Source organism: Nannocystis exedens (assembly GCF_002343915.1).
Classification (GTDB): Bacteria; Myxococcota_A; Polyangia; order Nannocystales; family Nannocystaceae; genus Nannocystis; species Nannocystis exedens.
Window position 1 is genome coordinate 10001383 of the sequence record NZ_NETK01000001.1, and the last position, 25101, is coordinate 10026483.

23 protein-coding genes are annotated in these 25101 nt (G+C 72.9%); 8 read left to right on the forward strand and 15 right to left on the reverse strand.

The window, feature by feature from the left end:
• Positions 1 to 59: 59 nt before the first annotated feature.
• Positions 60 to 764, forward strand: coding sequence for a hypothetical protein (locus NAEX_RS38955; RefSeq protein ID WP_100793278.1), 705 nt, complete (start codon positions 60 to 62; stop codon positions 762 to 764).
• A 117-nt stretch (positions 765 to 881) separates the two neighbouring features.
• Here the strand turns inward: NAEX_RS38955 and NAEX_RS38960 are convergent, their stop codons facing one another.
• Complete coding sequence (locus tag NAEX_RS38960) at positions 882 to 3950, reverse strand: ATP-binding protein (protein WP_100793277.1); 3069 nt, start codon at positions 3948 to 3950, stop codon at positions 882 to 884.
• Positions 3951 to 4462: 512 nt separating this feature from the next.
• Between NAEX_RS38960 and NAEX_RS38965 the strand changes: the two genes are divergently transcribed.
• Positions 4463 to 4822: a hypothetical protein gene (locus NAEX_RS38965; RefSeq protein ID WP_096332536.1), complete on the forward strand. Its 360-nt coding sequence runs from the start codon at positions 4463 to 4465 to the stop codon at positions 4820 to 4822.
• A 169-nt stretch (positions 4823 to 4991) separates the two neighbouring features.
• Here NAEX_RS38965 and NAEX_RS38970 read toward each other — a convergent pair whose 3' ends face one another.
• Entirely contained in the window at positions 4992 to 6434 is a 1443-nt protein-coding gene (locus tag NAEX_RS38970; RefSeq protein ID WP_096332537.1) for an NHL repeat-containing protein, read from the reverse strand.
• 547 nt (positions 6435 to 6981) lie between these two features.
• Here NAEX_RS38970 and NAEX_RS38975 point away from each other — a divergent pair.
• A complete protein-coding gene (locus NAEX_RS38975; protein WP_096333872.1) occupies positions 6982 to 8613 on the forward strand; it encodes a TldD/PmbA family protein in 1632 nt (543 codons plus the stop codon).
• A complete protein-coding gene (locus tag NAEX_RS38980) occupies positions 8610 to 9959 on the forward strand; it encodes a TldD/PmbA family protein (RefSeq protein WP_096332538.1) in 1350 nt (449 codons plus the stop codon). The genes NAEX_RS38975 and NAEX_RS38980 overlap by 4 nt, the downstream gene beginning before the upstream one ends.
• 102 nt (positions 9960 to 10061) lie before the next feature.
• Here NAEX_RS38980 and NAEX_RS54080 read toward each other — a convergent pair whose 3' ends face one another.
• The 10 genes from NAEX_RS54080 to gcvT form a co-directional block, all read right to left on the reverse strand.
• Positions 10062 to 10184: a hypothetical protein gene (locus NAEX_RS54080; RefSeq protein ID WP_256254092.1), complete on the reverse strand. Its 123-nt coding sequence runs from the start codon at positions 10182 to 10184 to the stop codon at positions 10062 to 10064.
• A gap of 27 nt (positions 10185 to 10211) precedes the next feature.
• Positions 10212 to 10466 (reverse strand): hypothetical protein, encoded by a 255-nt coding sequence (locus tag NAEX_RS38985; RefSeq protein WP_096332539.1) that lies wholly within the window; start codon positions 10464 to 10466, stop codon positions 10212 to 10214.
• Positions 10467 to 10715: 249 nt separating this feature from the next.
• Positions 10716 to 11984, reverse strand: coding sequence for an outer membrane protein assembly factor BamB family protein (locus NAEX_RS38990; protein WP_177325994.1), 1269 nt, complete (start codon positions 11982 to 11984; stop codon positions 10716 to 10718).
• 215 nt (positions 11985 to 12199) lie between these two features.
• Entirely contained in the window at positions 12200 to 13459 is a 1260-nt protein-coding gene (locus NAEX_RS54085) for an RNA polymerase sigma factor (protein WP_100793274.1), read from the reverse strand.
• The gene (locus NAEX_RS39000) at positions 13456 to 14550 is read right to left on the reverse strand and encodes a hypothetical protein (RefSeq protein WP_096332542.1); all 1095 of its coding nucleotides are present in this window, start codon (positions 14548 to 14550) and stop codon (positions 13456 to 13458) included. The genes NAEX_RS54085 and NAEX_RS39000 overlap by 4 nt, the downstream gene beginning before the upstream one ends.
• 391 nt (positions 14551 to 14941) lie before the next feature.
• Complete coding sequence (locus NAEX_RS39005; protein ID WP_096332543.1) at positions 14942 to 15262, reverse strand: MGMT family protein; 321 nt, start codon at positions 15260 to 15262, stop codon at positions 14942 to 14944.
• A 5-nt stretch (positions 15263 to 15267) separates the two neighbouring features.
• Entirely contained in the window at positions 15268 to 16437 is a 1170-nt protein-coding gene (locus tag NAEX_RS39010) for an aminotransferase class V-fold PLP-dependent enzyme (protein WP_096332544.1), read from the reverse strand.
• On the reverse strand, positions 16434 to 17432 hold the full coding sequence (locus NAEX_RS39015; RefSeq protein ID WP_096332545.1) for a hypothetical protein: 999 nt from the start codon (positions 17430 to 17432) through the stop codon (positions 16434 to 16436). Before NAEX_RS39015 ends, NAEX_RS39010 begins: the two co-directional genes overlap by 4 nt.
• 5 nt (positions 17433 to 17437) lie before the next feature.
• Complete coding sequence (gcvH, locus tag NAEX_RS39020) at positions 17438 to 17827, reverse strand: glycine cleavage system protein GcvH (protein WP_096332546.1); 390 nt, start codon at positions 17825 to 17827, stop codon at positions 17438 to 17440.
• 67 nt (positions 17828 to 17894) lie between these two features.
• On the reverse strand, positions 17895 to 19016 hold the full coding sequence (gene gcvT, locus NAEX_RS39025) for a glycine cleavage system aminomethyltransferase GcvT (protein WP_096332547.1): 1122 nt from the start codon (positions 19014 to 19016) through the stop codon (positions 17895 to 17897).
• 131 nt (positions 19017 to 19147) lie between these two features.
• Between gcvT and NAEX_RS39030 the strand changes: the two genes are divergently transcribed.
• Positions 19148 to 20233, forward strand: coding sequence for a hypothetical protein (locus NAEX_RS39030; protein WP_096332548.1), 1086 nt, complete (start codon positions 19148 to 19150; stop codon positions 20231 to 20233).
• On the opposite strand, the gene NAEX_RS39035 is transcribed toward NAEX_RS39030, so the two are convergent.
• The gene (locus NAEX_RS39035; RefSeq protein ID WP_211302550.1) at positions 20193 to 20918 is read right to left on the reverse strand and encodes a bestrophin family protein; all 726 of its coding nucleotides are present in this window, start codon (positions 20916 to 20918) and stop codon (positions 20193 to 20195) included. The two genes, NAEX_RS39030 and NAEX_RS39035, sit on opposite strands and share 41 nt — an antisense overlap.
• A gap of 317 nt (positions 20919 to 21235) precedes the next feature.
• Between NAEX_RS39035 and NAEX_RS39040 the strand changes: the two genes are divergently transcribed.
• The 3 genes from NAEX_RS39040 (at position 21236) to NAEX_RS39050 (ending at position 22938) form a co-directional block, all read left to right on the forward strand.
• Positions 21236 to 21880 (forward strand): carbonic anhydrase, encoded by a 645-nt coding sequence (locus NAEX_RS39040; RefSeq protein ID WP_096332550.1) that lies wholly within the window; start codon positions 21236 to 21238, stop codon positions 21878 to 21880.
• A 268-nt stretch (positions 21881 to 22148) separates the two neighbouring features.
• A complete protein-coding gene (locus NAEX_RS39045; RefSeq protein ID WP_096332551.1) occupies positions 22149 to 22484 on the forward strand; it encodes an ArsR/SmtB family transcription factor in 336 nt (111 codons plus the stop codon).
• Positions 22462 to 22938: an SRPBCC family protein gene (locus tag NAEX_RS39050; RefSeq protein WP_096332552.1), complete on the forward strand. Its 477-nt coding sequence runs from the start codon at positions 22462 to 22464 to the stop codon at positions 22936 to 22938. Before NAEX_RS39045 ends, NAEX_RS39050 begins: the two co-directional genes overlap by 23 nt.
• A gap of 48 nt (positions 22939 to 22986) precedes the next feature.
• On the opposite strand, the gene NAEX_RS39055 is transcribed toward NAEX_RS39050, so the two are convergent.
• Both NAEX_RS39055 and NAEX_RS39060 read right to left on the reverse strand, forming a co-directional pair.
• Positions 22987 to 23886, reverse strand: coding sequence for a hypothetical protein (locus NAEX_RS39055; RefSeq protein ID WP_096332553.1), 900 nt, complete (start codon positions 23884 to 23886; stop codon positions 22987 to 22989).
• 156 nt (positions 23887 to 24042) lie between these two features.
• On the reverse strand, positions 24043 to 24744 hold the full coding sequence (locus NAEX_RS39060; protein ID WP_096332554.1) for a protein-L-isoaspartate(D-aspartate) O-methyltransferase: 702 nt from the start codon (positions 24742 to 24744) through the stop codon (positions 24043 to 24045).
• Positions 24745 to 25101 lie beyond the last annotated feature (357 nt).

Consider the following 25101-nt stretch of genomic DNA (forward strand, 5'->3'; position numbering starts at 1 on the left):
GCTGGAGCTCGCGGCCGCGCGTCTGGTCAAACGGGGCGCGCGGCGGATAGGGTGGGTGCATGCGCCGGTCGCGGGTCGTCGTGGTGATCGTGGTGGTCGGATGCTCGGGCGGCCCGGCGTCGCCGGGCGCGAGCGAGGCCACCGAGACGGCAGGCACCGGCGCGACGGCGACGACGGGCGCGGGTTCGAGTGCGACCACGGGCGACGAGTCCGCCAGCGAGCCGGCGCCGACGACGGGGTCGTCGACGTCGACCGGGGCGCCGTCGACCGACGTGTCGTCGACGACGTCCGCGCCGGCGGTGTACTGCCAGGGCTTCGACCGCGACGCGCCGGCGCCGTTCTTCGAGCTGGCGGTGAAGGGCGGGGCGCCGTTGGTCGACGGCGCGGTGTTGCCGCTCGAGTGCGGCGGGCAGGGCCTGTGGATGTTCGGGCTGTACCCGTCGCTCGGCGGCTTCGACCCGGGCGGCTACCACCCGGAGGTGTCGGTGGTGGTCGACGTCGAGGGCTACAACATCGGGCCGACCGGACACTTCTACCAGCGCGACGGCGAGTCGTACTACATCGGCTGCGAGACGCTCGACGGCGGGGTGGCCGGGGTCGTGCCGGTGTTCCCGCCCGACGAGCTGGCCAAGCTGTCCGAGGTCGACGGGCTGCCGGCGCAGGTCCACGTCGAGGTCGAGACGCCCGACGGTCCGCTGGCCGTCGACGCGCTCGTGACGCTGTCGGCGCCGCCCGAGCTGGTGCAGCTCGGCTGCGTGCTGTGAGGCGACGCTACGGTACATGTCCGAAAGGGCATGTTTTTATGGACATGATGCGTGGGGCATGACCCCTGGGGCATGTTTCTTCCGGGATGGAGCACGCCGAGCGGCCGGCCCCGGCGATCAGGGGGCCTGCGGGGCGAGGCTCGCGGGCGCACGGCCCTCGGCCGCGGCGGCGTCGGGCGGGAGCAGGGGCAGCCACATGCGCACGGCGGTGCCGCGACCGAGCTCGCTGTCGATGCGGATCGTGCCGCCGTGGGCGCGGACGAACTTCTGCGCCATCGACAGCCCGAGGCCGGTGCCCTTGCCGGGCGGCTTGGTGGTGTAAAACGGCTCGAACACGCGCGGGAGGTCGGCGGCGGCGATGCCGACGCCGGTGTCGCGGATGACGATCTCGGCGCCCGCGCGGCCGTCGCTGTCGGGGGCGCTGCGGGCCTGGATCTCGATGACGCCGCCCGGGCCGGTGGCGTCGGCGGCGTTGCCGAACACGTTGAGCAGGGCGGACTCGAGCGACGGGCGGTGGACCACCAGCGCCGGCAGCGAGTCGCCGGCGAACCCCGCGACGAGGCGGATGCCGCGCTCGTCGGCCTCGGGCCGCACCAGCTCGAGCAGCCAGCGGAGCACCTGGTCCAGCTCGCAGCGCTCGGCGCCGGGCGGGCGCCGGCGGGTGTACGCGAGCAGGGCGTCGACCAGCGCGGCGCAGCGCTGCGAGTGCCGCTCGATCCGCTCGAGGGCGCGGCGTATGAACGGGTCGCGCGGGCTGCGGCGCAGCAGCATCTGCGCGCTCATGCGGATCACGGCGACGGGGTTGTTGAGCTCGTGCGAGAGGCCGGCCACCAGCGCGCCGACGGCCGCCATCTTGCTCGACTGGACCAACTGATCCTGGGCGTCCTGGAGGGCCTGCAGGGCCTGCTCGAGCGCCTGCTTCTGACGCACGACCTCGAGGTGGGTGCGGTGCAGGCGGAGCGCGGCGCGGACGCGCGAGCGCAGCTCGACGGCGGCGAACGGCTTGGGCAAGTAGTCGTCGGCGCCGACGTCGAGGCCGCGGGCGGTCTCCTCGCGGCTGGCCTTGGCGCTGAGGAGGACGACGGGGACGTCGCGCAGGTCGTCGTCGCGCTTGAGGCGGGTGACGAGCTCGTAGCCGTCCATCTCCGGCATCATGACGTCGGCGAGGATGACGTCGGGCCGGCGCGCGCGGGCGGCCTGGAGGGCGAGGGCGCCGTTGGCGGTGAGCTCGACGGCGTAGTCGTTCCCGAGGACCGCGGCGATGTAGGCCCGCATGTCGGGGTTGTCGTCGGCGACGAGGAGGCGCGGCAGGTCGGGCCGGGGCTCGGGGCGCGCGTCGTCGGCGAGGACGTCGAAGCGGCCGGGGCGGGCGGCGTTCGGCTGGGGGACGGCTTCGAGGTCGACGAGGCGATCGGCGTCGATCGGCAGGTCGACGACGAAGCTGGCGCCCTCGCCGAGCGCGCTGTGGAGCTCGACGACGCCGCCGAGCTCCTCGGCGAACTCGCGCACGATCGCCAGGCCGAGGCCGGTGCCCTCGTGCTTGCGGGTGATCGAGCTGTCGAGCTGCTCGAAGCGCTGGAACACGCGCTCGTGCTCTTCGGGGGCGATGCCGGGGCCGGTGTCGCGGACGGTGAGGCGCAGGCGCGCGCGGTCGCGGCGGGCGAGCGCGACGGTGACGGCGCCGCCGGCGGGGGTGAACTTGAGGGCGTTGCCGAGGAGGTTGAGCAGGATCTTCTCGAACATGCGCCGGTCGAGCGGGACGGCGCCGAGGTCGTCGGCGAGCTCGTGCCGCAGGTCGATGCCGGCGGCCTGGGCGGCCGGCTCGGCGTCGAGGACGATGCCCTCGACGAGGTCGCGGACGGCGACCGGCTCCCAGGTGGGCCGCAGCTTGCCGGCCTCGAGCTTCTGATAGTCGAGGATGTCGTCGACGAGCCGGCCGAGGCGCGAGGCGTTGCGCCACATGCGGGTCAAGGCGCCGCGGACCGGCTCGCCGAGCGGCGCGTCGCCGTCGAGCAGCGACTCGAGCGGACCGAGGAGCAGCGCCAGCGGGGTCCGCAGCTCGTGGCTGATGGTGGTGAGGAACTCGCTCTTGGCCCGCAGGGCGGCGTCGGCGGCCTCCTTGGCCCGCTGCAGCTCGAGCTCCATGCGCTTGCGCTCGGTGATGTCGACGTAGATCCCGAGCAGCCCGCTGACCTCGCCCTGGTCGTCGCGGATCGGGACCTTGCTGGTCAGCAGGTAGGTGTCGGTGCCGTCGAACATGCGCATCGGCTCCTCGATGTTGAGGATCGGGACGCCGTCGCCCAAGACCTTGCGGTCCATGGTGCGGAAGAAGTCGGCCTCCTCGCGCGAGGCGCAGATGTCGTAGTCGGTCTTGCCGATCAGCTCGTCGGGGCTGGTGAGGCGGAGGCGCTGGAGGAAGTGCTGGTTGCAGCCGAGGTAGCGGCACTCGCGGTCCTTCCAAAAAATCCCCTGCGGGAGGTTGGCGAGCACGTACTTGAAGACCGCCTGCTGGCTGGCGTAGCGCTCGATCGTCCGCTCGCGCTCGGTGACGTCGAGGGCGACGCCGATGAAGCCGCACAGCTCGCCGCTGCCGCCGACGCGGAGCGGGCTGTAGTGAGCCTCGTAGACGACGCCGCGCAGGTCGCCGACCATCGACAACGATTCGCCGGCGAGCGCCCGGCGGGCGGCGTCGACGACCCACGGGATGTCGGCGTAGGCCTCGAAGATCGAGCGGCCGACGTCGTTGCCGGGGTTCGGGCGCAGCGGACGGAGGCCGTGGGCCTCGTTCAAGGTGAGAATGCCGCGGGCGTCGCAGGCGAACAGCACGACGGGGGCGTGGCTGAGGAGCGTGCGGAGGTGCTCGTCCGACTGGAGGTCGGGAGCGACGAGCGGCGCGGGCTCGGGGCGGAGCACGACCCAGGCGCCCTCCGGGCGCGGGACGACGTGCGCGGCGAGCCGGGCGCCGCGGCCGTCGTCGAGGGAGAAACGAGCCTCGTCGGTGCCGCGACAGGCCTGGTCGAGCGTCGAGTCGGGCAGCAGCGCGGCGAGGTCGCGGCCGACCAGCGCCTCCCGCGAGGCCCCGAGCAGGCGCTCGGCCGCGGCGTTGGCGGCCTCGACGGCGCCGGCCGGCGAGACGACGAGGAGAGCGTCGTCCATCAACTCGGTGAACTCGGCGCCCGGGAGCACGCACGCCAAGAATACGTGAGGCGCGGGGGTTGTTCGAAGCGGGCGGCCAGGAGGGAGCGCCCCCGCGCCCGGGCCCTCGCGGCCGCACCGCCGCTCGCCGAGCGGGGTGGCCGCCCGCGCCGGCGAGGCGGCCGCCGAGCCGGGGCGCGAATTTTCACATGGTTTTTCGGCCATGTCTGAAAGTTCATGTGCTGATGAACATGTCCTTTGACGCGTGCGCGGGCGCGTCGCCCGGGGGAACGGCGTCCCGAGGAGGCGCGAACCCGGCCGCAGCGGGGGACGGCGCGGCCCGCTCAGGCAGGTGGGGACGGGCGCGCGCGCGACGAGGCGGGCCGAGCAGGCGAGGAAGTGGGGCGATGTCGGGGGCCAGGCGCCGGCGGGCGGTCCGCCGGCCGCGAGGCGGCGCGCGCGGACTGGCACGATCGCGGAGCCTCGATAGCCTTCGCCCGATGCGCCGGCGACGTCGCGGAGGCGTGGCGCGAGCGCGATGCGGCCGCGGAGGAGGCCACGCCATGGAGAATCGTCGCAGGTGGGTGCTCGCCGGACTGCTGCCATTCGTGCTCGCGCCGGGCTGCGAGGACGAGCAGACCGTTGCTGACGACGAGTCGACGGCGACCGAGGCCTCCGCGGCGGAGCCGTCGGGCCCCCGCGGCGGGACGTCGATGCAATCGCGGGACGGGCTGACGTGCAGCAACCGGTGGAGCGACGATTGGGGGGCGACGAATTGCGGCGGCACCCCCGGCGTGAAGTGGCGCCTGAAGGTGCGCTGCTGGTGGCACGGCGATCGCCTGGGGCCGTGGAAGTCCGGGCCGGGCTCGGACCGCATCACGTGCAGCCTCGGGGCGGAGCGCTCGATGGTGGTGTGGGGCTGATCGGCGCGCCACACGGAAGACCATGGCGGGAGCGATCACGCCGCATTCGAGAAGGAATGCGGGGTATGATGATCGGCGGCGAATCGTCGTCGGGACGATGCTCGCAGTTCGGCGAAGCGCAGGACGACAGCGCCGCCGCGGCGGAGGCAGGCCTCGCCCGTCCGCGCGATCAGCCCGGCGGGGGGGTGACGCTCTTGAGCTGGCCGCCGGTCATGTCCGAATAGACGTAGTGGTCGCCGGCGACGGGGATGTTCTGCATGGCCGGGACGTTGAGCGGGTCGATCTTCCACGCCCAGCCGGCCTGGTCGACGAGCCACACGAAGCCGTCGACGTCGACGCTGACGCCGATCGGGGTCGAGCACTGGGCGAGGCTGTGCTGGGCGACGAGGGTGCGGGTCGGGACGTCGATCTCGACGAGACCGCAGGGGCTGTTCGAGGCGACCCAGGCGTGGTCGTTGTGGTCGATGGCCATGCCGCGGTGACAGGCGTTGGTGCCGGCGACCGAGAACCACTGGTTGGTGGCGACGTCGTAGGTCGAGACCGGGCCGGTGCAGCCGGCCATCCACGGGTTGCCGTTGCGGTCGACGGTCATGCCGTAGGTCTGGATGTTGGACGGCTGGGGGATCCGCGTGATCGTGATCGGGTTCTCGTTGGCGTTGACGCGCGCGAGCTCGCCGCGCAGGCCGGTGAACCAGGCGTTGCCCATGGGGTCGAGGGCGCCGCCGTACGGGGCGTAGCCGCTGCCGTTCCACGCGACGGCCTCGATCGACTGCTCCATCACGCCGGTGGCGCCGTCGAGCCGGACCAGGTTGGCGGAGCCGGCCTGCAAGGCGCCGAAGCCGAGCCAGACCTTCTGGTTCTTGTAGGTGCAGGTGGCCTTGTCGTAGTCGCCGATGGTCCAGGTGATCCCGCGCGGTCCCTCGATGTACTGGCCCGACCAGTTGGCGTGGACGATCGTCCAGACGACGCACTCGTCGGTGCCCCACGGCTTGATGTCGGCGACGCCGGTGGAGGTGGTGATCTGGCCGTCGCCGTTGAAGTCGATGCAGTCGGCGATGTTGGCGGCGACGGCGGTGGAGCGCCCGGTGCCGCGGGCGTTGACGACGACGAACCGGCCGTCGCCCGAGACGGCGGTGCGCGAGACGCTCTCGGAGCCGCCGCTCGGACCGGTGAGGTAGCGCGCCTCCTCGACGAGGGTCCGGGTGTTGATCTTGGAGACGAGGCCGTCGCTGGTGGCCGGGATCCAGATGAAGCTCTCGTCGATGTCCATGTCGCCGGCGCAGCCCATGCCGCCGTCAGGCGTGACGCCGAGGTCGAACTTGGGGCCGCCGTGCGTGGTCATGGTCATGCCCGACATCGAACCGTTGCTGGTGGTCGGCGGGTCGCTGCTGGCGCTCTCGGTCTGACCGGCGCTGCCGTCGGTGCCCTCGCTGGCGCTCATCGAACCCTGGGTGGGGTCGGTCATGGTCGGATCGGGCAGGGTGATGCTGCCGATGCTGGTCGGCATCGTGACCGTGGCCGTGGCGCTGGCCGAGTCGGCGCGCCCGCTGTCACCGCAGGCGACGAGGAGACAGGCGGCCAGGGATGCGACCAGGAGACGAGGCGAGACCATGGGGCGATGAACGCACGATCACCCTCATGAGGGCAAGTACCCGATCGCACCGAACTTCCCGGGGAGGTTCGGATCCATCGTCGGGGAGCGCCGAGGGGCCTCGCATGCGGGGGTCCCTGCGCGACGTCGAGGCCCGCGTCGCGGCGCTGCGGGGCGGCGAGGCGAACCGCGAAGGCGAATGCGCGGAGGTCGAGCGCGGGCGAATGCGAGGAGGTGCAGGCGAAGCGCGGAGCGGGGCGGCTGCGGCGAGATGGGGGGCACAGGGCGGTCGCGAATGCAGCGAGGACGCACGGTCGATGCATCGCGAACGACAGACGTGACGGGCCTCGGGGGCGCGGCGCGACGCGGGGATCTCCGCAGGGACTGCCCGCCGACGTGGGTGGCGCGCGGGGCGAACGCCGAGGCGGGGATCGGGGACGCGGCGGGCCGGACGACCCGGGGCCGCCGCCGGGCGAGGGATCCTCCGCGCAGCGCCGGTTCGGCGGCGGGCCGGCGAGCGCTGCATTTCGGCCGCGGCGCCGCGGGCGGGATGGGTATCATCGCGCCGATGTCGAGCTCTCGCCGCTCCTTCCTCGCGCTCACGGGAATCTGTGGGGCCGAGGCGCTGCTCCACGGCTCGCGCGCGGCGTGGGCCGGGCCGCCGCCGAGCCGGATCCCGGCGCCCAAGTCGGCGCCCGCGAGCGCAGACGCGGGCATGGCCCTGCTGGCCGCGAGTCGCCTGCTGGCCGACGAGTCGCTGCTGCGCACGGCGCTCGCGGCGGCGACGAAGGCCGGGGCGAGCTACGCCGACGCGCGCCTGGTGCTGATGCGCCGCGAGCGAGTCAGCGTGCGCGACGACCACGTGAGCGGGATCGGTCGCAGCGAGGACTACGGGGTCGGTCTGCGGGTGATCGCGGACGGCGGCTGGGGCTTCGCGGCGACGGCGGAGCGCAGCGCGAAGGCGGTCGAGGGGATCGCCAGGGCGGCGGTGGCGATGGCCCGCCAGAGCGCGCTGCTGATGCCGCAACCGGTGACGCTGGCGCCGGCGCCGGTGCTGCAGGGCGGCTGGGTGTCGCCGTTCCAGGTCGACCCGTTCTCGATCGCGCCGGCCGAGAAGGCGGAGCTGCTGCTGGCGGCGGCCCGGGCGGCGCTGGCGGTGCCCGGGGTGGCGCACGTCGACGCGAGCGTGGCGTGCGTGCGCGAGGAGAAGCTGGTGATGACGAGCGAGGGCTCGCGGGTGCACCAGATCTACTTCCGCGTGATCCCGGGGCTGACCGCGACGGCGATCGATCGCCGGCGCGGTCGCTTCGCGGGCCGCGACCACGAGGTGGCGCCGATGCTGGCCGGCTGGGAGCACGTGACGGCGGCCGACCTGGTCGGCAGCGCGCCGAAGATCGCGGAGGAGGCGCTGCAGAAGCTGCACGCGGCCCCGGTCGAGCCGGGCAAAAAGCACGCGATCCTGGCGCCGTCGAACCTGTGGCTGACGATCCACGAGAGCATCGGCCACTCGACGGAGCTCGACCGGGCGCTCGGCTACGAGGCGAACTACGCCGGCACGAGCTTTCTGACCCCGGACAAGGCGGGCAAGTTCAAGATCGGCAGCGACATCGTCAACCTCGCGGCCGACCGCACGCAGCCCGGCGGGCTGGCGACGACGGCGTGGGACGACGAGGCGGTGGCGTCGCAGCGCTGGGACCTGGTGAAGAAGGGGACGTTCGTCGGCTGGCAGACGACGCGCGACCTGGCGGGCGCGGCCGGCGAGCAGGCGAGCCGCGGCTGCAGCTACGCCGACAGCTACGCGAGCGTGCCGTTCCAGCGCATGCCGAACGTGAGCCTGCAGCCGGGCACCGAGGGCTACACGACGGAGGACCTGATCTCGGCGACCGACGACGGGGTGCTGATCACCGGCCGCGGGAGCTGGTCGATCGACCAGCAGCGCTACAACTTCCAGTTCTCGGGCCAGTTCTTCTGGGAGATCAAGCACGGACGGTTGACGCGGCCGCTGCGGGACGTCGCGTATCAGGCCAACACGGTCGAATTCTGGAGCTCGTGTGACATGCTCGGAGGGACAGACACGTACCGCCTCGGCGGCAGCATGAGCGACGGCAAGGGCGAGCCGTCGCAGAGCAACGCGGTCAGCCACGGGTGCCCGCCGGCGCGCTTCGTCGTCAACATCCTCAACACCGGGGGTGACAAGTGAGCGCGCCGTCTCCGCTGAGCCCGGCCGAGGCGCGAGCGCTGGTCAAGGCGGCGCTGTCGGCCGCGAGCTTCGAGGACGTGAGCCTGCGGGTGACGGCCCGCCGCACGGCGTACCTGCGGTTCGCCGCGGGGGCGCCGACGACGTCCGGCGAGGCGAGCCGCTTCGAGGTGTCGGTGACGGCGGCAAAGGACGGGCAGGTGGCGACGGTGTCCGGCACCGGCGGCGACGCGGCGTCGCTGCAGGCGCTGGTGCGCGAGGCGGAGGCGCTGGCCAAGCTGGCGCCGAAGGACCCGGAGCACGAGCCGCCGCTGGGGCCGCAGCAGTACGCGAAGGTCGCGGCCCGCGACGCGAAGACGGCCGAGGTCGGGCCGGAGGGGCGCACCGAGGTGGTGGCGCGGGTGCTGAAGGTGGCGCGCGAGGCCAAGCTGGTGGCGTCGGGGATCGTCGAGCACGAGGACGGGGTGACGGTCCTGGCCAATCGGACAGGTCTGTTCGCGCTCCACGCGGGGACCGAGGCGTCGCTGACGACGACGATGCGCACGCCCGACGGCAAGGGCAGCGGCTGGGCCGGCGGGTCGTCGCACCGGCTGGCCGACCTCGACGCGTCGGCGCTGGCGCGGCGGGCGGCCGACAAGGCGGCGATGTCGAGCCAGGGGGCCGAGACGCTGGCGCCGGGGGCGTACACGGTGGTGCTCGAGGCGCAGGCGGTGGCCGATTTGCTCGGGTTCCTGGTGTCGGCGCTGCAGGCCCGCGCGGCCGACGAGGGCCGCAGCTTCTTCAGCCGCCCCGGCGGCAACGCGATCGGCGAGGCGCTGTTCGACCCCCGCGTGACGCTGCGCTCCGACCCGACCGATCCGCGCTGGCCGTCGATCCCGTTCGCGGGCGACGGGCTGCCGCTGCCGACGACGACGTGGATCGACCGCGGGATGCTGAAGGCGCTGGCCTACAGCCGGTTCTGGGCCCGCAAGCAGGGCAAGCCGGCGCTGCCGGCCCCGCGCTCGATCTTCCTCGGGCCCGCGGACCCGGCCGAGGGCAAGGACCTGCTCGAGCTGGTCCGCGGGGTCGAGCGCGGGGTGCTGGTGACCCGCTTCTTCTACAACCGCATGCTCGACCCGCGGCAGATCCTGGCGACCGGGCTGACCCGCGACGGCACGTTCCTCATCGAGCAGGGGAAGATCGCGCGGCCGGTGAAGAACATGCGCTACAACGAGAGCCCGGCGGCGCTGCTGAAGCACCTGGTGGCGATCGGCAAGCCCGAGCGCACGGCCGGCGACGGGATGGTCGCGGTGGTGCCGCCGCTGGTGGCGAAGGAGTTCCACTTCGCCAGCGTCAGCGACGCGGTGTGAGCGGGTGTCCGGCGGGGCATGTCGGATAGGACATGTCTCGCGGGGTATGTCTGGAAGGACAGGTCCCGCAGGGGCGGGCGATCGCGGCCGGCTGCTCGCGGGTCAGTCGTGGTGGGCGAGGACGGCGCGGATCCGCAGGGCGCCGGAGTCGTCGCGGCGGAGGGCGTAGGTCGAGCGCTCGTGGCCGACCTCGCGGCCCTCGCGGTCGACGTAGGGCCAGTACACGCGGACGAGGACGACCCGGTCGCCGACTCACTCGCGCGACTCGACCTCCGGCCGCGTCATCGTCACCCCGCGCTCGAGGTACTGCGCCCGCGCGCCGGCGAAGAAGCGCTCGATCTCCTCGCGCCGGGCGACGGCCTGCGCCCCGGCGTCCGCCAGCAAGAACGCCGGCGTCTCGTACAGCGTAGCGACCGTGAGGGCGTCGCCTTCCACCAGCGCGCGTCCGAGGAGGTGCAGGAACGCGTCGACCTCGCGGTCACGCTCCGGGTTCGTCGGTGCCGTCATGCTCGAGGCATGGCGGGGGACCTCACCACGCGGCAAGCGGCTGCTCGCTCCCCCGGACGCGAGGCGGGGAGTCTGCCGCGGAGCGGGCGATCGGACGGGGGCGAGCGCAAAGAGCGCGAACGGCGGCGAGCGCGGCGCCGCGGCCGGCCGGGGCCGTTGAACCACGCGGCGCGGCCGCGGGCGTCGGTGGCGAGCTCGTCCTGACGAGACATGTTTTTCAGGACATGTCTTGGCGGTCATGTCCCAGGGTCATTCGTCGATGGCGAACCGACGGATCCAGGCCCGCATGAGGGGAGCGTGGTCGGGGCCGCTGTGGACGTTGCCGGCGACGGCGAGGAAGTCCGCGCCGAACGCGGCGGCGACCGCGTTGCCCCGCTCGTCTTGCGCGTGCTCGAACTTCGACAGCCACAGGGGCGCGCCGGCGCCGTCGTAGAGATGCACGTGGGCCGGGCGTTCTTCGGGCCAGAACCGGCCGACCACGGCGATGTGCTCGTTCGGCCCGACGGCCATGTGCGCGGGGGTGGTGGCGAGGTCGTCGACCGTGAGGATGGTCCAGCGCTCTTCGAGCGCGGGATCGAAGCGGCGGAGCGCGACGTCGGCGTCGAGGCCCGCGCCGGCGATCACCAGGTCGCCGTCACCGATCGCGGCCGCCGAGACCCATGAGCGGAGCACGGGGTCGTCGAGCTCCAGTGAGAGCAACGCGCCGCTCTCGCGGTCGAATATGGCGAGCATGGACCGTTCGACGAGGTCGGCGTGCTTGAGCCGGCCGACGACGAAGGCCCGGTCGCCGACCACGGCCATGTCTTCGGCGAGGATCGTGGAACCCTGGGGCGTGCGGGTCTCCCACACGACCGCGCCGGTAGCGATGTCGTGGCGGCGGACGACGAGGCGTTGATCGGCGCTCTCGAGCGAGCCGGCGTAGACGCCGTCGCCGCGGACGTCGAGGCCCACAACCAGGCCAATTTCAATCTCTTCCTCCGGGTCGACGCTCCACAGCACTTTGAGGTCGGGGCTGAAGGCGTGGATGAACTCGCCACTGCCGATGAAGATCCGTCCGGCCGGGTCGACGGCGAGCTCGCCGGCCCCGGGGACAGGCTTGCGCCACAGTTCCTCGCCGTCGGGGGACAGCGCGAGCAGGCGGGGCTCGTCGTCGAAGCCGACGATGAGGAGCAGGCCGTTGGGGGCGAAGGCGATGTCTGCGATGGCGAAGCTGCCGGCCGGCTCGAAGGTCCAGACGACACGGCCCGTGCGAGTACACGCTTCGTCGCAGCCGTCGTTGGGCTCGTCGTTGCCGTCGTCGCAGACCTCGTCGAGGTTGATGACGCCGTCCCCGCACACACCCGGGACCGGCTCGCCGGTGGTGGTCGTGGGCGCGTCACCGCCGGTCGCGCCGCTGGTAGTAAGGTCCGGAGCGGGGGTCGTGCTGCCGTCCTGGGGAGCGTCTCCGACGACGATCGAGGGGATGCAGGCGAGGTGGACGAGGAAGGCGAGAGGGGCATGGTGAGCGGCGTGGGACAATGCAGATACCTCCGGACCGGCTTGTCCCCGTCGGCGCGGGTTTCCGTCACGGCGACCTCGCCGATTTACGCGCCGCCGGGGGTCCCACTCGCTGCTCGTTGCGGGTGCCCCCGCCGGCCGTGAACCGTCTGGAGGAATGGACATGTCATGATGAACATGTCTCTTCGGGCATGCCGAAACAGGCATGTCGCCGGGGACATGTTCCACGAGGCGTCTTACTGCTCCGCCGGCGGGTCGTCGGGACAGACGAAGCGCTCGAAGCGGCGGGCGAGGACGGAGTCGGGCAGGTGGGCGGCGAGGCGGCGGGCGGCGGCGGCGGCGTCGGCGGGGCGGCCTTGCAGGCACAGCAGCTCGACCGCGGCGGCCTCGCGGGCGTCGACGAGGGCGCCGCGCGGGAACTGGCGCGCGTGGGCGTCGAGGAGCTGGGCGGCGCCGGCGGGGTCGCGGGCGTCGAGGCGGGCGCGGGCGCGATCGAGGAGGCCGACCTCGAGGGCGAGGTCGTCGCGGTCGGGCGCGCGGGGGGATGTCTCCCGGGACAGGAGTTGATCGTAGGCCGGGCGGGTGACCGGATCGGGAGGGGCGGTCTCGGCTGTACCCGAGGACAGGTCGGCGAGGGTTGCCGGCGTTCGGGCCAGGTCGGCGGGCGCGGCGGGGCGCGGCGTGGCTGCCCGCCCGGACATGTCCTCGGCGGGGGCGGCGACGGGGGCGGCGCGGCCGGGGGCCTGGCGCGGGGCGACGGCGACGACGGCGGTGGCGCCGGCGACGATCAGGGTGGTCATGACGCCGGCGCGGGCGGTGGTCCAGGCGGCGACGACGGCGGCCAGCTTGCCGTGGCCGAACAGCGGGACCATCAGCGCCCAGGTCCGCGAGGCGGCGTCGGCCGGCGGCGCGGCGCGGCGGCGGTCGGCGGCGACCTCGGCGGCCAGCAGCTCGGGGCTGGCCGCCAGCTCGAGCAGGCGGGCGCGGGCGAGGCGGAGCCGCGAGTAGACGGTGTTGAGCGGGAGCTCGAGCTCGGCGGCGATCTCGGGGCCGCTCAAGCCGAGCAGCTCGGTCAGCTCCCACACCTCGCGGGTGCCGCGTGGCAGGCCGGCGAGCAGGCGCTCGAGCAGGCGGGCGGCGTCGTGGCGCTCGTGCGGGGCCTCGCCGACGTGACCGGTGAGCTCGCCGAGAGCGGCGATCCGGCGGGTCCGGCGGGCGACGCCGCGGTGCCAGTGCGAGGCGACGCGGCGGGTGACGCCGTACAGCCAGGCGCGCTCGGACACCTGGTAGTGGACCTGGTCGAAGCGGCGGTAGGCGGTGAGGAAGACGTCCTGGACCACGTCGTCGCGGGCGGCCGCGGGGATCCCGAAGTACTTGGCGGCCGACCACACGAAGTGGAACTCGCGGTCGTAGATGGCGCGAAAGCGCGCTTCCCGGTCGGTGGCGAGCAGCATGGGGCCGTGGGGGCTGTCCCCGGCCGACAGGGATTCCGTCACCGCGGGTCTCCGAGGCGCAATTCGAGGCCGAGGAGCAGGCGCAGGCTCGCCGGCGCGCTGGCGAACAGGTTGACCGGCTCGGGCTCGTCCTGGAGGTCGAAGCTCGGCGAGGCCAGGCGGACGAGGCCCTGGGCGGCCAGGCTGAGGCCGAGCAGGCGGTGGAACCGCCAGGTGGCGCCGGCCGAGGCGAACACGGCCGCCCACAGGCCGGTGGCCGCGCGCGCGCCCGGACCGCGGCCCTCGCCGCGCAAGCCGCCGAGCTCGGCGCCGCCGCACAGCGGGAACTCGAAGCGGCCGCGAAACAGGCGCGCGCAGCCGCGGGCGCCGCCGCCGAGCAGGTAGACGCGGACCTCGTTGGGCGGGCGGGCCTCGGTCTGCGGGACGAGGTGGACGGCGTGGAACTCGAGGCGAGCGCGGCGCCAGAGCACGCCGGCGGCGAGCTCGAGCCCGGCGGTCGGAGCCGGGACGGCGCCGACCTCGAGGCCGGCGGACAGGCGGAGCAGCGCGCCGGGACCCCGCTTGCGCGGGGGCGGTGCTGGAGCCAGAGGCCCGGGGAGGGTGACGGCGGCGGGCTCGGGCGGAGGCTCCGGGAGCGGCGCCGGGAGCGGCGCGTCGGGGTCGAAGACGGCGTCGGCGGCGGGTGCGGCGGGCGTGGCAGGCGCGAGGCCCGGCTCGCTGGCGGGCTCGGGCGCGGGCGGCTGGGGCTCGACCGGCGTGGGCTCGGCCTCGGGCGCGACCGGGCCGGCCGCGGCGCTGCGCTCGGCGGCCGCTCGGTCGAGCGCGAGGGCGGTCAGGAGGGCAGCGGCGTCGACCAGGGCGGCGCAGCGGCGGGCGCTGAGGCTCCGGGTCTCGGCGTGGCCGTCGACGGTGAGCCGCAGGTTCAGGTGGTACTGCGAGGGGCCCTCTCGCTGGACCCGGCCGACCAGCGAGAGCTCGTCGGCGGTGGGCTCGCGGCCCAGGCGCCCGACGATCGCGTCGGCCAGCGCCCGGCGATCGGGGCAGCCGGCCGGAGCCTGCCACTCGATCGCGCCCGCGGACGGGGGCTGGGGCACCTGGAACGCGAGCACTGCGGCGAGGAGCGCGGACGGCATCGGCGGACCGAAGCATCCTAGCGCACGCGGCGACCGCCGGCGCGGGGCGGAAGCGGACCGCGCGTCGTGCGCCGGGGGCAGCGGCGCGCGCTGGCCCGGCGGTGGAAATGCCTGTGAGGACATGTCTTGAAGGACATGTTCAGGCAGGCAGTCTCGAGCCGGGTCGTGGTCTCGACGCGTCGGGGCCATGATGCGGGACGTGGCCGGCTGTGCGCGGACATCGATCGTGGCGACCTTTGCGACCGGGCGTTCGCGGCGAACCGCAATGGAGGGTATGTCCGTTGGCGCCGAGAATTTGCGGCAGGGACGCCGCGGGCGAGCGGTGTCGATAGACCTGTCTTTGGGGACATGTCCGAAGTGCGCCGGCCGGTGACCTGGCGCGAGGGACAGGTCAGCGGCGCCGGGGGGCGCGCGGGCGCCACTGATACTCGGCCAGGTCGATGCGGCCGCCGTCGCCGAACTCGACGCCCTCGGCGAGCAGGAGGGCGCGCTGGCGGGCTCCGGAGGCGCCGGGGAGGCTGATCTCGCCGCGAGCGTTGAGGACCCGCTGCCACGGCACCGGGCTGCCGTCCGGCAAGGCGTGGAGGGCGTATCCGATCTGGCGGGCGCGGCCGGGCAGGCCGGCGAGCTCCGCGATCTGGCCGTAGGTGGCGACGCGGCCGCGGGGGATCCGCTGGATGGTGGCGTAGATCCGGGCGTAGTCGGGGTGCATGGCGCCTAGCTGCGGCCGGCGAGCGCGATCACGCGGTCCATCAGGCGCTCGACCTCGGCCTCGGTGTTGTAGAAGTGCGGGCCGAGCCGGAGGCCGCAGTTGGGCCGCCAGTCGAGCTTGTAGCGCTCCTCGATCAGCTGCTTGCTGGCGTTTTCGCTGCCCTCGAAGTCGACGGCGACGAAGCCGGTGCGGCGCTCGTGGTCGAGCGGCGAGTGGACGACGAGGCCGGCCTCCTGCGCCCGGTCGATGATGCGCTGGCACAGGGCGAGGTTGTGGGCCCGGATCGTCTCGACGCCGATCTCGTGCAGGTTCTTGTACGCGGCGAGGGCGACGTAATAGGCGGGGATCGAGGGGGTGCCGGCGAGGAAGTGGCGGTGGTCGCTGGCGTAGCGGATCGGCGGCGGCTCGAAGGCGAACGGGTCCTGGTGGCCCATCCAGCCGGTCAGCCGCGGCCGCAGGCGCTCGCGCAGCTCGGGCTTCATCCACATGTACGCGGTGCCCGGGCCGCCGCACAGCCACTTGTGGCTGCCGCCGACGACGATGTCGGCGCCCCACTCGGCGACGTCGATCGGGACGGCGCCGGCGGTCTGATAGACGTCGACCATGACGAGCGCGCCGACCTCGTGGGCCCGGCGCGTGATCGCGGTGATGTCCTGCAGCGCGCCCGAGACGTAGATGCCGTGCGACAGCGGGACGATCGCGGTCCGCTCGTCGATCGCCTCGAGCATGCGCTCGAGCGGGATCGTCATGCCGTCGTCGGAGGGCACCTGCACGAGCTCGGCCCCGAGGTCGCCGAAGCGCTCCCACACGTAGAGGACGTTGGGGAACTGCAGCGACTCGACGACGACGCGGTTCTTGCCGCCGCCGTAGTCGATGCACGACGCGATCGCGGCCTGGAAGTAGGCGACGTTCTGGTTGAGGATCGTCTGCCCCGGCGGCGCCTTGAGGAACCGCGCGGCGCTGTCGGCGGTGTCGCGCATGACGTCGAGCCAGTGCGGCCACACCTCGACGCCCTCGCTGGCCCAGTCGTCGGCGTACTTCTGCAGCATCTCGGCGGCCTGCCGCGGCATGGCGCCCATGCTGTTGCTGTTCATGTAGGTCGAGTGGGCGAGGATCGGGTAGTCGTCGCGGTAGCGGGCCAGCTGCGGCTGAAGTTCGGGGCGGATCGGGGTCACGGGGCGGTCCTCTGGGTCGCTTGGATGTCGTAGGGGCGGAACTCTTGCCGGCTGGTGCGGCGACCGTTCATGTCGGCGAGCTCGCGCTTGCTGAAGGCGTTCGGGCCGGACCGCGGCAACTGGCGGCGCACGAAGGTCTCGATGATCCGGCGCGCCTGCTCGGCGACGTCGGCGCGGGTGCGATCGATCTCCGACATGGCCTCTTCGGGGACCTCGCCGGCGAACTCGACGCGGTAAGCCTCGTCGCACTCGTCCCAGCGCTGGAAGATCAGCTCGCGCTTCTTCGCCGCGTCGCCGGCTCCGCTCCACAGCTCGAACAGCTCGCGCTCGAGGGTGCCGAGGCGGTAGGTCAGGACCCGCAGGGTCCACTCGATCGCCATCTGCGTCCGGAGCTCGCGCGTGCGGTCGAGGAACTCGCGCTTGGCGGCGGCGTCCGTCTCGGGGCCGCCGAGCAGGTCCTGCAGCTTGACCAGCCACTCCGACGGGCCTGAAATGCCGAGGCCGGTCATGTTGATCTGGCGCATCGCGGCCCGCGAGCCCTTCAGCTTGTTGCCGTGCTGGTCGCGGTTCCAGCGGTCGCCGAAGCGCACGGTGCCGTCGGCGTTGAACACCGCGGTGAACCGCTTGCCGGCGTCGACGTACATCATGGTGCCGTCGCGCTGGCGCGTCAGGCCGAGCGAGCCGAGGGTGTCCTCGGAGACAGGTTTGATGGTACCTGTCCCATAGGTCCGGAGGGAGCGCGGCGACGGGATCTTCGGCACCCCGCCCGGCGGCTCGGCGCGCTCGTTGCCCTCGGCCTCGACCTCCTCGGGCGGGCGCGCGGCGGGGACGGCCGGGCTCGCGGGGGCCGGCCTCGGGCCTTCGGGACGGCTGGTCGTCGCGGCGGAGCCGGTCGCGGCCGACGGGCTCGCGGGGGCCGGGCCCTGCGGGCCGGGCGTCGAGGTCGCGGGCGGCGCGAGGCCGAGCGCCGCGACGAGCGCGAGCCAGGCGGCCACGGCGGCTACTCTTCCTTGAGGTGCGCCTCGTACTGCGCGGCGGTCAGCAACCGCTCGATCGCGGCCGAGTCGGTCGGGCGGATCCGGAGCATCCAGCCGTCGCCGTAGCAGTCGGTGTTGACGTCCTCGGGCGAGGCGTCGAGCTCGGTGTTGACCGCGATCACCTCGCCGTCGATCGGGGCGTACAGCTCGCTCACGGCCTTGACCGAGTCGATCGTCCCGAACTCCTGGTCGGCGGTCAGCCGGGTGCCGACGGTCGGCAGGGTGACGAGGGTGATGTCACCGAGGGTGTTGACCGCGTGGTCGGTGATGCCGACGACGACGGTGCCGTCGTCCTCGAGGCGGGCCCACTCGTGCGCTTTGGTGTAGCGGAGGTTGCTCGGGATCTTGCTCATGGTGAACTTTCGGGCAGGTGTCGGGGACAGGTGCTTCAGGACAGGTACCGAAGGACAGCAGGCAGGCTCAGGCGGACGGCTCGGGGCGGCGATAGAACGGGCCCTTGACGACCTCGGCGGCGAAGGTCTTGCCGCGCTGCGAGATCGTGAGGGCGGTGCCGGGGGCCGACAAGGCGACCGGGACGTAGGCGATGCCGACCGCGCCGCCGACCGTGGGCGCCGGGCCGCCGCTGGTGACCTTGCCGATCACGGCGCCGCCGGCGTCGACGATGTCGGCGCCGGGGCGGGCGATGTTCTTGCCCTCGGTGACGCGGAAGCCGACGAGCGAGCGGGTGTTGCCGCGGGCCTTGATCTGCGCCAGCGCCTCGCCGCCGACGAAGTCGTCGCCGCGGGCCCGCTTGTCGAGCTTGACGACCCACCCGAGCCCGGCCTCGAGCGGGTTGGTGGTGGCGTCGATGTCGTTGCCGTAGAGGCACAGCTTGGCCTCGAGCCGCAGGGTGTCGCGCGCGCCGAGGCCGATCGGGGCGGCGCCGCCGGCCAGCAGGGCGTCCCACACCGCGACGGCGCGAGCCGGTTCGACGAACAGCTCGAAGCCGTCCTCGCCGGTGTAGCCGGTGCGCGCGGCGACGATCGGGGCGCCGGCGACGGTGGCCGCGGCGAAGCCGAAGGAGGGCACCTGCAAGAGCGCGTCACCGCCGGCGAGGCGCGCGACCAGGCCGCGGGCCTGCGGGCCCTGGACGGCGATCAGCGCGACGTCGTCGGAGTGATTGTCGATCGCGCACAGGCTGCCCGCGTGCTCCTGGAAGTGGGCGAAGTCCTTGGCGATGTTGGCGGCGTTGACGACGATCCGGAACCACTCGGGGCCGTGGCGGTAGACGATGCAGTCGTCGACGATGCCGCCGTCGGGGTAACAGACGGCGGTGTACATGGCCTTGCCGTCGGTCAGCTTGGCGGCGTCGTTGGTGATCAGGCGCTGGATGGCGGCCAGAGCGCCCGGGCCGGTGAAGTCGACCTCGCCCATGTGAGAGACGTCGAAGATCCCGACCGCGGTGCGCACGGCGCGGTGCTCGGCCAAGATGCCCTCGTACTGCAGAGGCATGTGCCAGCCCCCGAAGTCGACCATCTTGGCCCCACGGGCGACGTGAGCGTCGTGAAGCGGTGTGTGCTGGAGCGAAGACGTTTCGGCCATGGTGCTGCCCCGTTCCCATAGCCAACTTCGGCCGCCGCGGGAAGGGCCGCGGCGTGCTACACCCCGGGGCGATGCGCTCCGAGAGGGAACCCGGAAGCAAACCGCGTGGGCGTGCGGCGCATTTCGCGCCGGTGGCCGCGCTGGCGTCGTGCCTCGCGCTCTTGGCCCCGGCTTGCGCGGCCCGCAAGAACGCGCCGCCGACCGGCCATAACACGTTCGGACAGGGTACGCGCTACATCCAAAAGGCGGTCCGCAGCAGCAGCGAGGGCGTGATCATCCTGCCGTCGAAGCGCGCCGAGAACCTGTTCGACCTGCAGCGGCTCAACGAGATCGCCCAGGCCCTCCGGCCGCCCGCCGCGGCGTGCTTCGTCAACCGGGCGATCGAGACGATGAAGCGGGGCAAGCGCGACGGCGAAGAGGCGTACGTCGACGTGCCCGAGGGCCAGGTCAAGATCCGCACCCGCCTGTCGCCCGACGGCGAGGTGCTGCGCACGGAGGTGCTCGACACGGGCTTCAAGGACCCCGAGATCGAGCCGTGCATCATGGAGGCGATCCAGAGCCGCAAGTGGATCAAGAACCGCAGCGGGGTGGTGCAGTACCTCGACGTGATCTACTGGGTGAGCCTCGGCGACGGCTCCGAGGACAAGTCGCCCGAGGCCAAGGCCGAGCTGCGGCGGCAACAGGCGATCGCCGCGATCCGCGGCAAGGGCTGCCTCGAGCGCCGCGTCGGCGCCGGCACGTACCCGGTCGAAGGCCTCAACCTGGTCGACCGCGACGGCAACACGCTGGTCAGCCGCATCGAGCCCAACTCGCTGCCGCAGAAGGTGCAGGAGTGCCTGTCGGTGGTGCTCCGCGACATCCAGATGCCGCGCGCGCCCAACTCGTTCGTCCGCCCGATCTCGCCGCGCGTCGAGTACACGGTCGCGACCGACGGGACGGTGTCGTTCGCCGACGAGCGCTGGATCAACCTGATCCTGATGGAAGAGAAGGCGGCCCGCGAAGAACGCCTGGCCGAGGTCGACCGCGGGCTCGGGATCGCGGCGCCGCGGGCGAGCGAAGAGGCGGCGCCGCCGAGCAGCGAGGACGCGGAGGCGTCGGCGAGCGCGAGCGAGGAGACGACGACGCCCGCGAGCGAGCCGCCGCCGGCGCAGGACCCGGGACAGGCGGGGATGAAGCTCAAGCTCGGCGGACACCGGCGCGCCGAAGCGCCGCAGTGAGGGTCGAAGCGCGAGGCGAAGCCCTCACCCGGCTGCTCCCGAGCCATCGCGCCGGGATGCTCCCGCGCGCGGCTCGTTTCTGTCGGCCGGCAGCGCCAGCAAATTGCCCTCGAGCGTCGCGCAGATGTCGTCGAGCGGCAGGTGGCGCCGAGAACGCCACCCGCGCCGTCACCAGCCCCGGCCGCCACCACGGCTCGGCCGCCGGCGGCAGCCAGACCAGGTAGAGCACGATGAGGCGTCGCAGCTTGATCGCGTGGATCGGCGGCAGCGGCGTCTTCAAGATCCGCTCGCAGCCGCCCACGGGGTCGATGAGCTGCGCCCGCTCGCGGTCGACCGCCAGGAACGCGACCCGGTCGAGCGCGCCGCGGTCGACCGCCTCGCGGAGGTGCGCCGCCAGGCGCAGGGCGACCGCGGTCGGCATGTGCCGCGCCGTCCGCACGTGTCCGCTCTCCTCCTCGCCGAGCAGCCGCGCGAGCGCCGGCAGCCGCCGCTCGCCGCGCGGGGCTGTACCGGGCCGCGTGGCAGAACGCCGCCGACCAGCGGACGAACGACGCCCGCCAGCCCGGGTCGTCCGGCCCGTAGCCGAGCCGCGCGAGCGCGACTGGTTCACGATCCCGCCCCAGAGCTTTCGCGCCTCCCACCAGCGCTCGTAGCCCGCGTTCGTGCGCAGCACGAGGAACAGCACGAGGAGCACCCCCTGTGTATTGCGCCGGCACCGCGCCGGGCTGATCCCACCCGAAGGTCTCGTGGACGAGTCCAATCAATGAACCATAAAGCCAGAAAACCATGGCCCGGGGGATCACCTTCGGCGAGACCGACCCGCGCCACGCGAGCACGTCTCGCCAAAAATGCCGATTGGAGGTGTCGTGCGGGCCCGCGCTGGCGGAATCCTCATGGCTGCGCGCGAAGGAATACGCGCGGTCGCACGGACGGATTGCGCCCGGCGGATCGCCGGTCCGTGGGCTGGACGTCTTATGCTCAACGCTTGTTTCAAAAGGATCCATGACCGACGCTCCGGACCCGACCATCCCCTCTGCCGACGACGCCCTCGCCCAGCTCCGCGAGGGCAACAAACGCTTTGTCCGCAACGTTCGCAGCCTCGACGTCGCCCTCGGCGGGTCGGCGCGCAGCGCCCTCGTGGCCGGTCAACGGCCCTTCGCCATCATCCTCTCCTGCTCCGACTCCCGCGTCCCCGCCGAGCTCGTGTTCGACCAGGGGCTCGGCGACCTGTTCGTGATTCGCGTCGCCGGCAACATCGTCGCGCCCTCGCTCGTCGGCAGCGTCGAGTTCGCCGCCAGCGCATTCGGCACCCGTCTCGTCGTCGTCATGGGCCACTCCCACTGCGGCGCGATCAAGGCCACGCTCGACTACGTGTGTCACGGCCGCAGCCCCGGCTCCGACAACATCCACGACATCCTCGAGCGCTGCTGCGATCCGGTCCGGACCGTCGTCGAGGCCGCCGGCCCCGGCGCCGCCGAGGAGCGCCTGCTCGCGCTCTCGGTGCGGGCCAACGTCCGCAACTCCTGCGATCACCTGCGCCACGGCAGCCGCCTGCTCGAGCGGATGATCCGCGACGAGGGCCTGCGGGTGGTCGGCGCCCAGTACTCGCTCGAGACCGGCGAGGTCGAGTTCTTCGACGGCGTCTGAGCCGCCGGGCCCGCCGCGAGCCGACCCCGAGCGGTCGCGGGCGCGCCTCGACGCGATGCCAGGCAGGCCGATGCATCGCCGCACTCGCAAGGGCGAGCGCGGCGATTGCCGTGAGGGTCGGAGCGCTCGTCTCCCGGTCCCCATCGTCCCTCGACCCGAACGGAGGACCCGCTCTGCTCGACGGGGCGGGGTGGGTTTCGGGGGGACGAAACGATCGCTCTTGACATGCAACCAAAAGGTTGCATGATGGCACCGTCCCATCCGCACCATGGACGAGGTGTTCAAGGCGCTGGCCGACGCGACGCGGCGGCAATTGCTCGACCGGCTCTACTGCGAGAACGGGCAGACGTTGCACGCGCTGTGCGAGCACCTCGACATGACGCGCCAGGCGGTGGCCAAGCACCTGGCGGTGCTCGAGGCTGCCAACCTGGTGGTCGTGGTCCGCAGCGGGCGGGAGAAGCTGCATTACCTCAACCCGGTGCCGATCCACGAGATCTACGAGCGGTGGATCGGCAAGTACCAACAGCACCACCTGGCGGCCCTGTCCGCCCTCAAGACGAGCCTCGAGGAGAACCGCGATCATGACGACGACGACGACGGATAAGCCCAGCTTCGTGTATGTCACGTTCATCGCCACCACGGCGGAGAAGCTGTGGGAGGCGCTGACGCAGGGCGATTTCACCGAGAAGTACTGGGGCGGGCGCCGGGTCGAATCGACGTGGGAGCCGGGGGCGCCGATCGTGTACCGCTACGACGAGGGCCGCAAGACCGACATCACCGGCGAGGTGCTGCGCTGCGAGCCGCCGACGGTGCTGTCGTATACGTTCGGGGTCGACCACGGCGAGGCGACCGAGCCGGCGTCGCGGGTGACGTTCGAGCTCAAGCCGCTCGGGCCGATGGTCCGGCTGACGCTGACGCACGACCAGTTCGTGCCGAACAGCAAGGTGCTGCCGGGCGTGACGCGCGGGTGGCCGGGCATCCTGTCGAACCTCAAGACGTTCCTCGAGACGGGCAAGCCGATGCCGTTCGGCAACTGGGACAAGGCGACGGCGGCCTGACGGCGAGGCTATCGCCCCGCCGCGCACGCGCCGGCGCGTCCCTGCAAGTCACTCGGGGATGATGATGGCGATGAGCTTGTCGCAGAACACCGCGTCGAAGGGGCCCGAGATGGCGCCCTCGACCGTACCGACGATCCGCGGCGGATCGGCGGGGTCGAACGCGTCCCAGTTGCCCGCGAGCTCGGTGATCTTGACGGCGTCCGGCTCCGGGGGGAAGCCGGTCATTCCCTTGTCGTGGATCGTGGCCGTCGTCTCCCAGGTGCCGATCCAGCCCTCCTCCAGGATCGACTCGGAGTCGACCCAGTGGGCCATGACCAGGCCGGAGTTGCCCGTGGGGTCGGAATCGGCGAGCTCGGTCGCCGCGTCCGCCTCCGGCGAGAGCAAGACCAGGCGCGGACTGTAGGGCGTGGTGGCCGCCAACCAGGCGAAGTATGCGCGCTGGGCGGTGAACTGCCCAAACACGGAGGGCCCCTGGACCATGGTGCCGGGCGGAGCGTCGAGGGGGCAGCCGGCGAACCCTTCGAGCCCCGGGAGCGGCCTCGGACCCATGGTGGTGCCCTCGCTCGAGTCGGTGGTGGTGCTCACGTCGCTCGTGCTCGGCGTGCTGTCGGTGTTCGTGGCGGTGGCGGCGGTGCTCGCGGCGTCGGTGGTCGTGCTCGTGACGGTCGTGTCCGCGGTGTCGGCCGTCGTGGCGGTGATGGCCGTGCTCGCGGTGCTGGTGTCGGGGTCGCTCGTGCTCGACGGATCGGTCGCGCTGGTGGTGGTGGTGGGCCCGGCGCTGGTGGTCGGGGTCGAGGTGGTCGCAGTGCCGGTGCTCGGGGGAGTCTCGCTGGTGCCGGGAGCGGGGTCGCTGTCCTGGGGATTGTCGCCGACGACGATCGAGGGGACGCAGGCGGGCAGGACGAGCGTGCAGAAGGTGATGAGCGCGGTGCGGGGAGCGAAGGGCAAGGCTACCTCCACGGCGGCTCGTGCCTACCCGTCTTCCTTTCCGTCACCAGGCTCGAAATTTCTGTCCTGGCTTCGAAATCAGGGTCGCGCGTTTGTGCGCGTGCGCGAGCTCGGGCGGGTCGGCCGCGCGCGGGTGAAGGCGAGGCGTGTCGCCCGTCAGTAGCGCGGCTGCGACTCGACCTCGCCGACCATCGGCACGAAGCGCACCGGCAGGACGGTCTCGACCTTGAGGTCGCCGCGCGGGCGTTTTTCCAGGACCTGCAGGTCCTGCACGAACCGGCCGACGGGGATCACCAGGCGACCGCCGACGGCGAGCTGCTCGGTGAGCGGGCGCGGGAGGGTCGGCGCGGCGGCGGCGACGATGATGGCGTTGAACGGCGCGGCCTCCGGCCAGCCGCGGTAGCCGTCGCCGGCGCGCACGTGGACGTCGTCGTAGCCGAGCTCGTCGAGCAGCGTCGCGGCCTGCTCGGCGAGGGCGGTGACGACCTCGATGCTGTAGACCTCGGCGCCCATCTCGGCGAGGACGGCGGCCTGGTAGCCGGAGCCGGTGCCGACGTCGAGGACCCGGTCGCCCTTCTTGACGCGCGCGAGCTGGGTCATGAGCGCGACGATGTACGGCTGGCTGATGGTGGCGCCGTGGCCGATCGGCAGCGGGTGATCGCCGAAGGCGTAGCGCTGATCCTCCGGCGGGACGAACCGCTCGCGCGGGACCCGGCGCATGGCGGCGAGGACGGCTTCGTCGGTGATGTCGCGCGCGACGAGCTGCTGCTCGACCATCCGGCTGCGGGCTTGTGACGGTTCGTCCATGGCGGCGGCGCACGCGACGACCAGGCACAGCAGGAGGCTGGATCGACGCATGAAGGCAGGCTAGCGCGCGATCGGCCGCACGCCCGCGCAGGCGCTGCGCGGCGCCGGCCTCAGGCGGCGAGGGACAGCGGTCGGGCGGCGGTCGGGCGGCTGTCTGCGGCTGGCTTTCGAGACAGGGCGAACCTTCCGGACAGGCTCGGACGGACTCGCGGCGGGCGCGCGTATCGGACCGCGTGGGCGGGCTCGGGCGTGCTCGCGGAAGGTGCGTCGGGGGCCGTGCCGCCGGGGCGGGCGGCGAGCTCGGGCGTGGCCGCGAGGAGATGTCCCGGGGGACATGTCGGCCGCGGCGGGGCGGCGGCGTGCTCCGGACGCGGAGGGAATGAGATGTCCCGGGGGACATGTCGGTCG

Bases quoted from the DNA above. Each gene is read 5' to 3' on its own strand.
- NAEX_RS38955 (WP_100793278.1), top strand. From the start codon at position 60: ATGCGCCGGTCGCGGGTCGTCGTGGTGATCGTGGTGGTCGGATGCTCG.
- NAEX_RS38965 (WP_096332536.1), top strand. From the start codon at position 4,463: ATGGAGAATCGTCGCAGGTGGGTGCTCGCCGGACTGCTGCCATTCGTG.
- NAEX_RS38970 (WP_096332537.1), bottom strand. From the start codon at position 6,434: ATGGTCTCGCCTCGTCTCCTGGTCGCATCCCTGGCCGCCTGTCTCCTC.
- NAEX_RS38975 (WP_096333872.1), top strand. From the start codon at position 6,982: ATGTCGAGCTCTCGCCGCTCCTTCCTCGCGCTCACGGGAATCTGTGGG.
- NAEX_RS38985 (WP_096332539.1), bottom strand. From the start codon at position 10,466: ATGACGGCACCGACGAACCCGGAGCGTGACCGCGAGGTCGACGCGTTC.
- NAEX_RS39000 (WP_096332542.1), bottom strand. From the start codon at position 14,550: ATGCCGTCCGCGCTCCTCGCCGCAGTGCTCGCGTTCCAGGTGCCCCAG.
- NAEX_RS39005 (WP_096332543.1), bottom strand. From the start codon at position 15,262: ATGCACCCCGACTACGCCCGGATCTACGCCACCATCCAGCGGATCCCC.
- gcvH (WP_096332546.1), bottom strand. From the start codon at position 17,827: ATGAGCAAGATCCCGAGCAACCTCCGCTACACCAAAGCGCACGAGTGG.
- gcvT (WP_096332547.1), bottom strand. From the start codon at position 19,016: ATGGCCGAAACGTCTTCGCTCCAGCACACACCGCTTCACGACGCTCAC.
- NAEX_RS39040 (WP_096332550.1), top strand. From the start codon at position 21,236: ATGACCGACGCTCCGGACCCGACCATCCCCTCTGCCGACGACGCCCTC.
- NAEX_RS39045 (WP_096332551.1), top strand. From the start codon at position 22,149: ATGGACGAGGTGTTCAAGGCGCTGGCCGACGCGACGCGGCGGCAATTG.
- NAEX_RS39050 (WP_096332552.1), top strand. From the start codon at position 22,462: ATGACGACGACGACGACGGATAAGCCCAGCTTCGTGTATGTCACGTTC.
- NAEX_RS39060 (WP_096332554.1), bottom strand. From the start codon at position 24,744: ATGCGTCGATCCAGCCTCCTGCTGTGCCTGGTCGTCGCGTGCGCCGCC.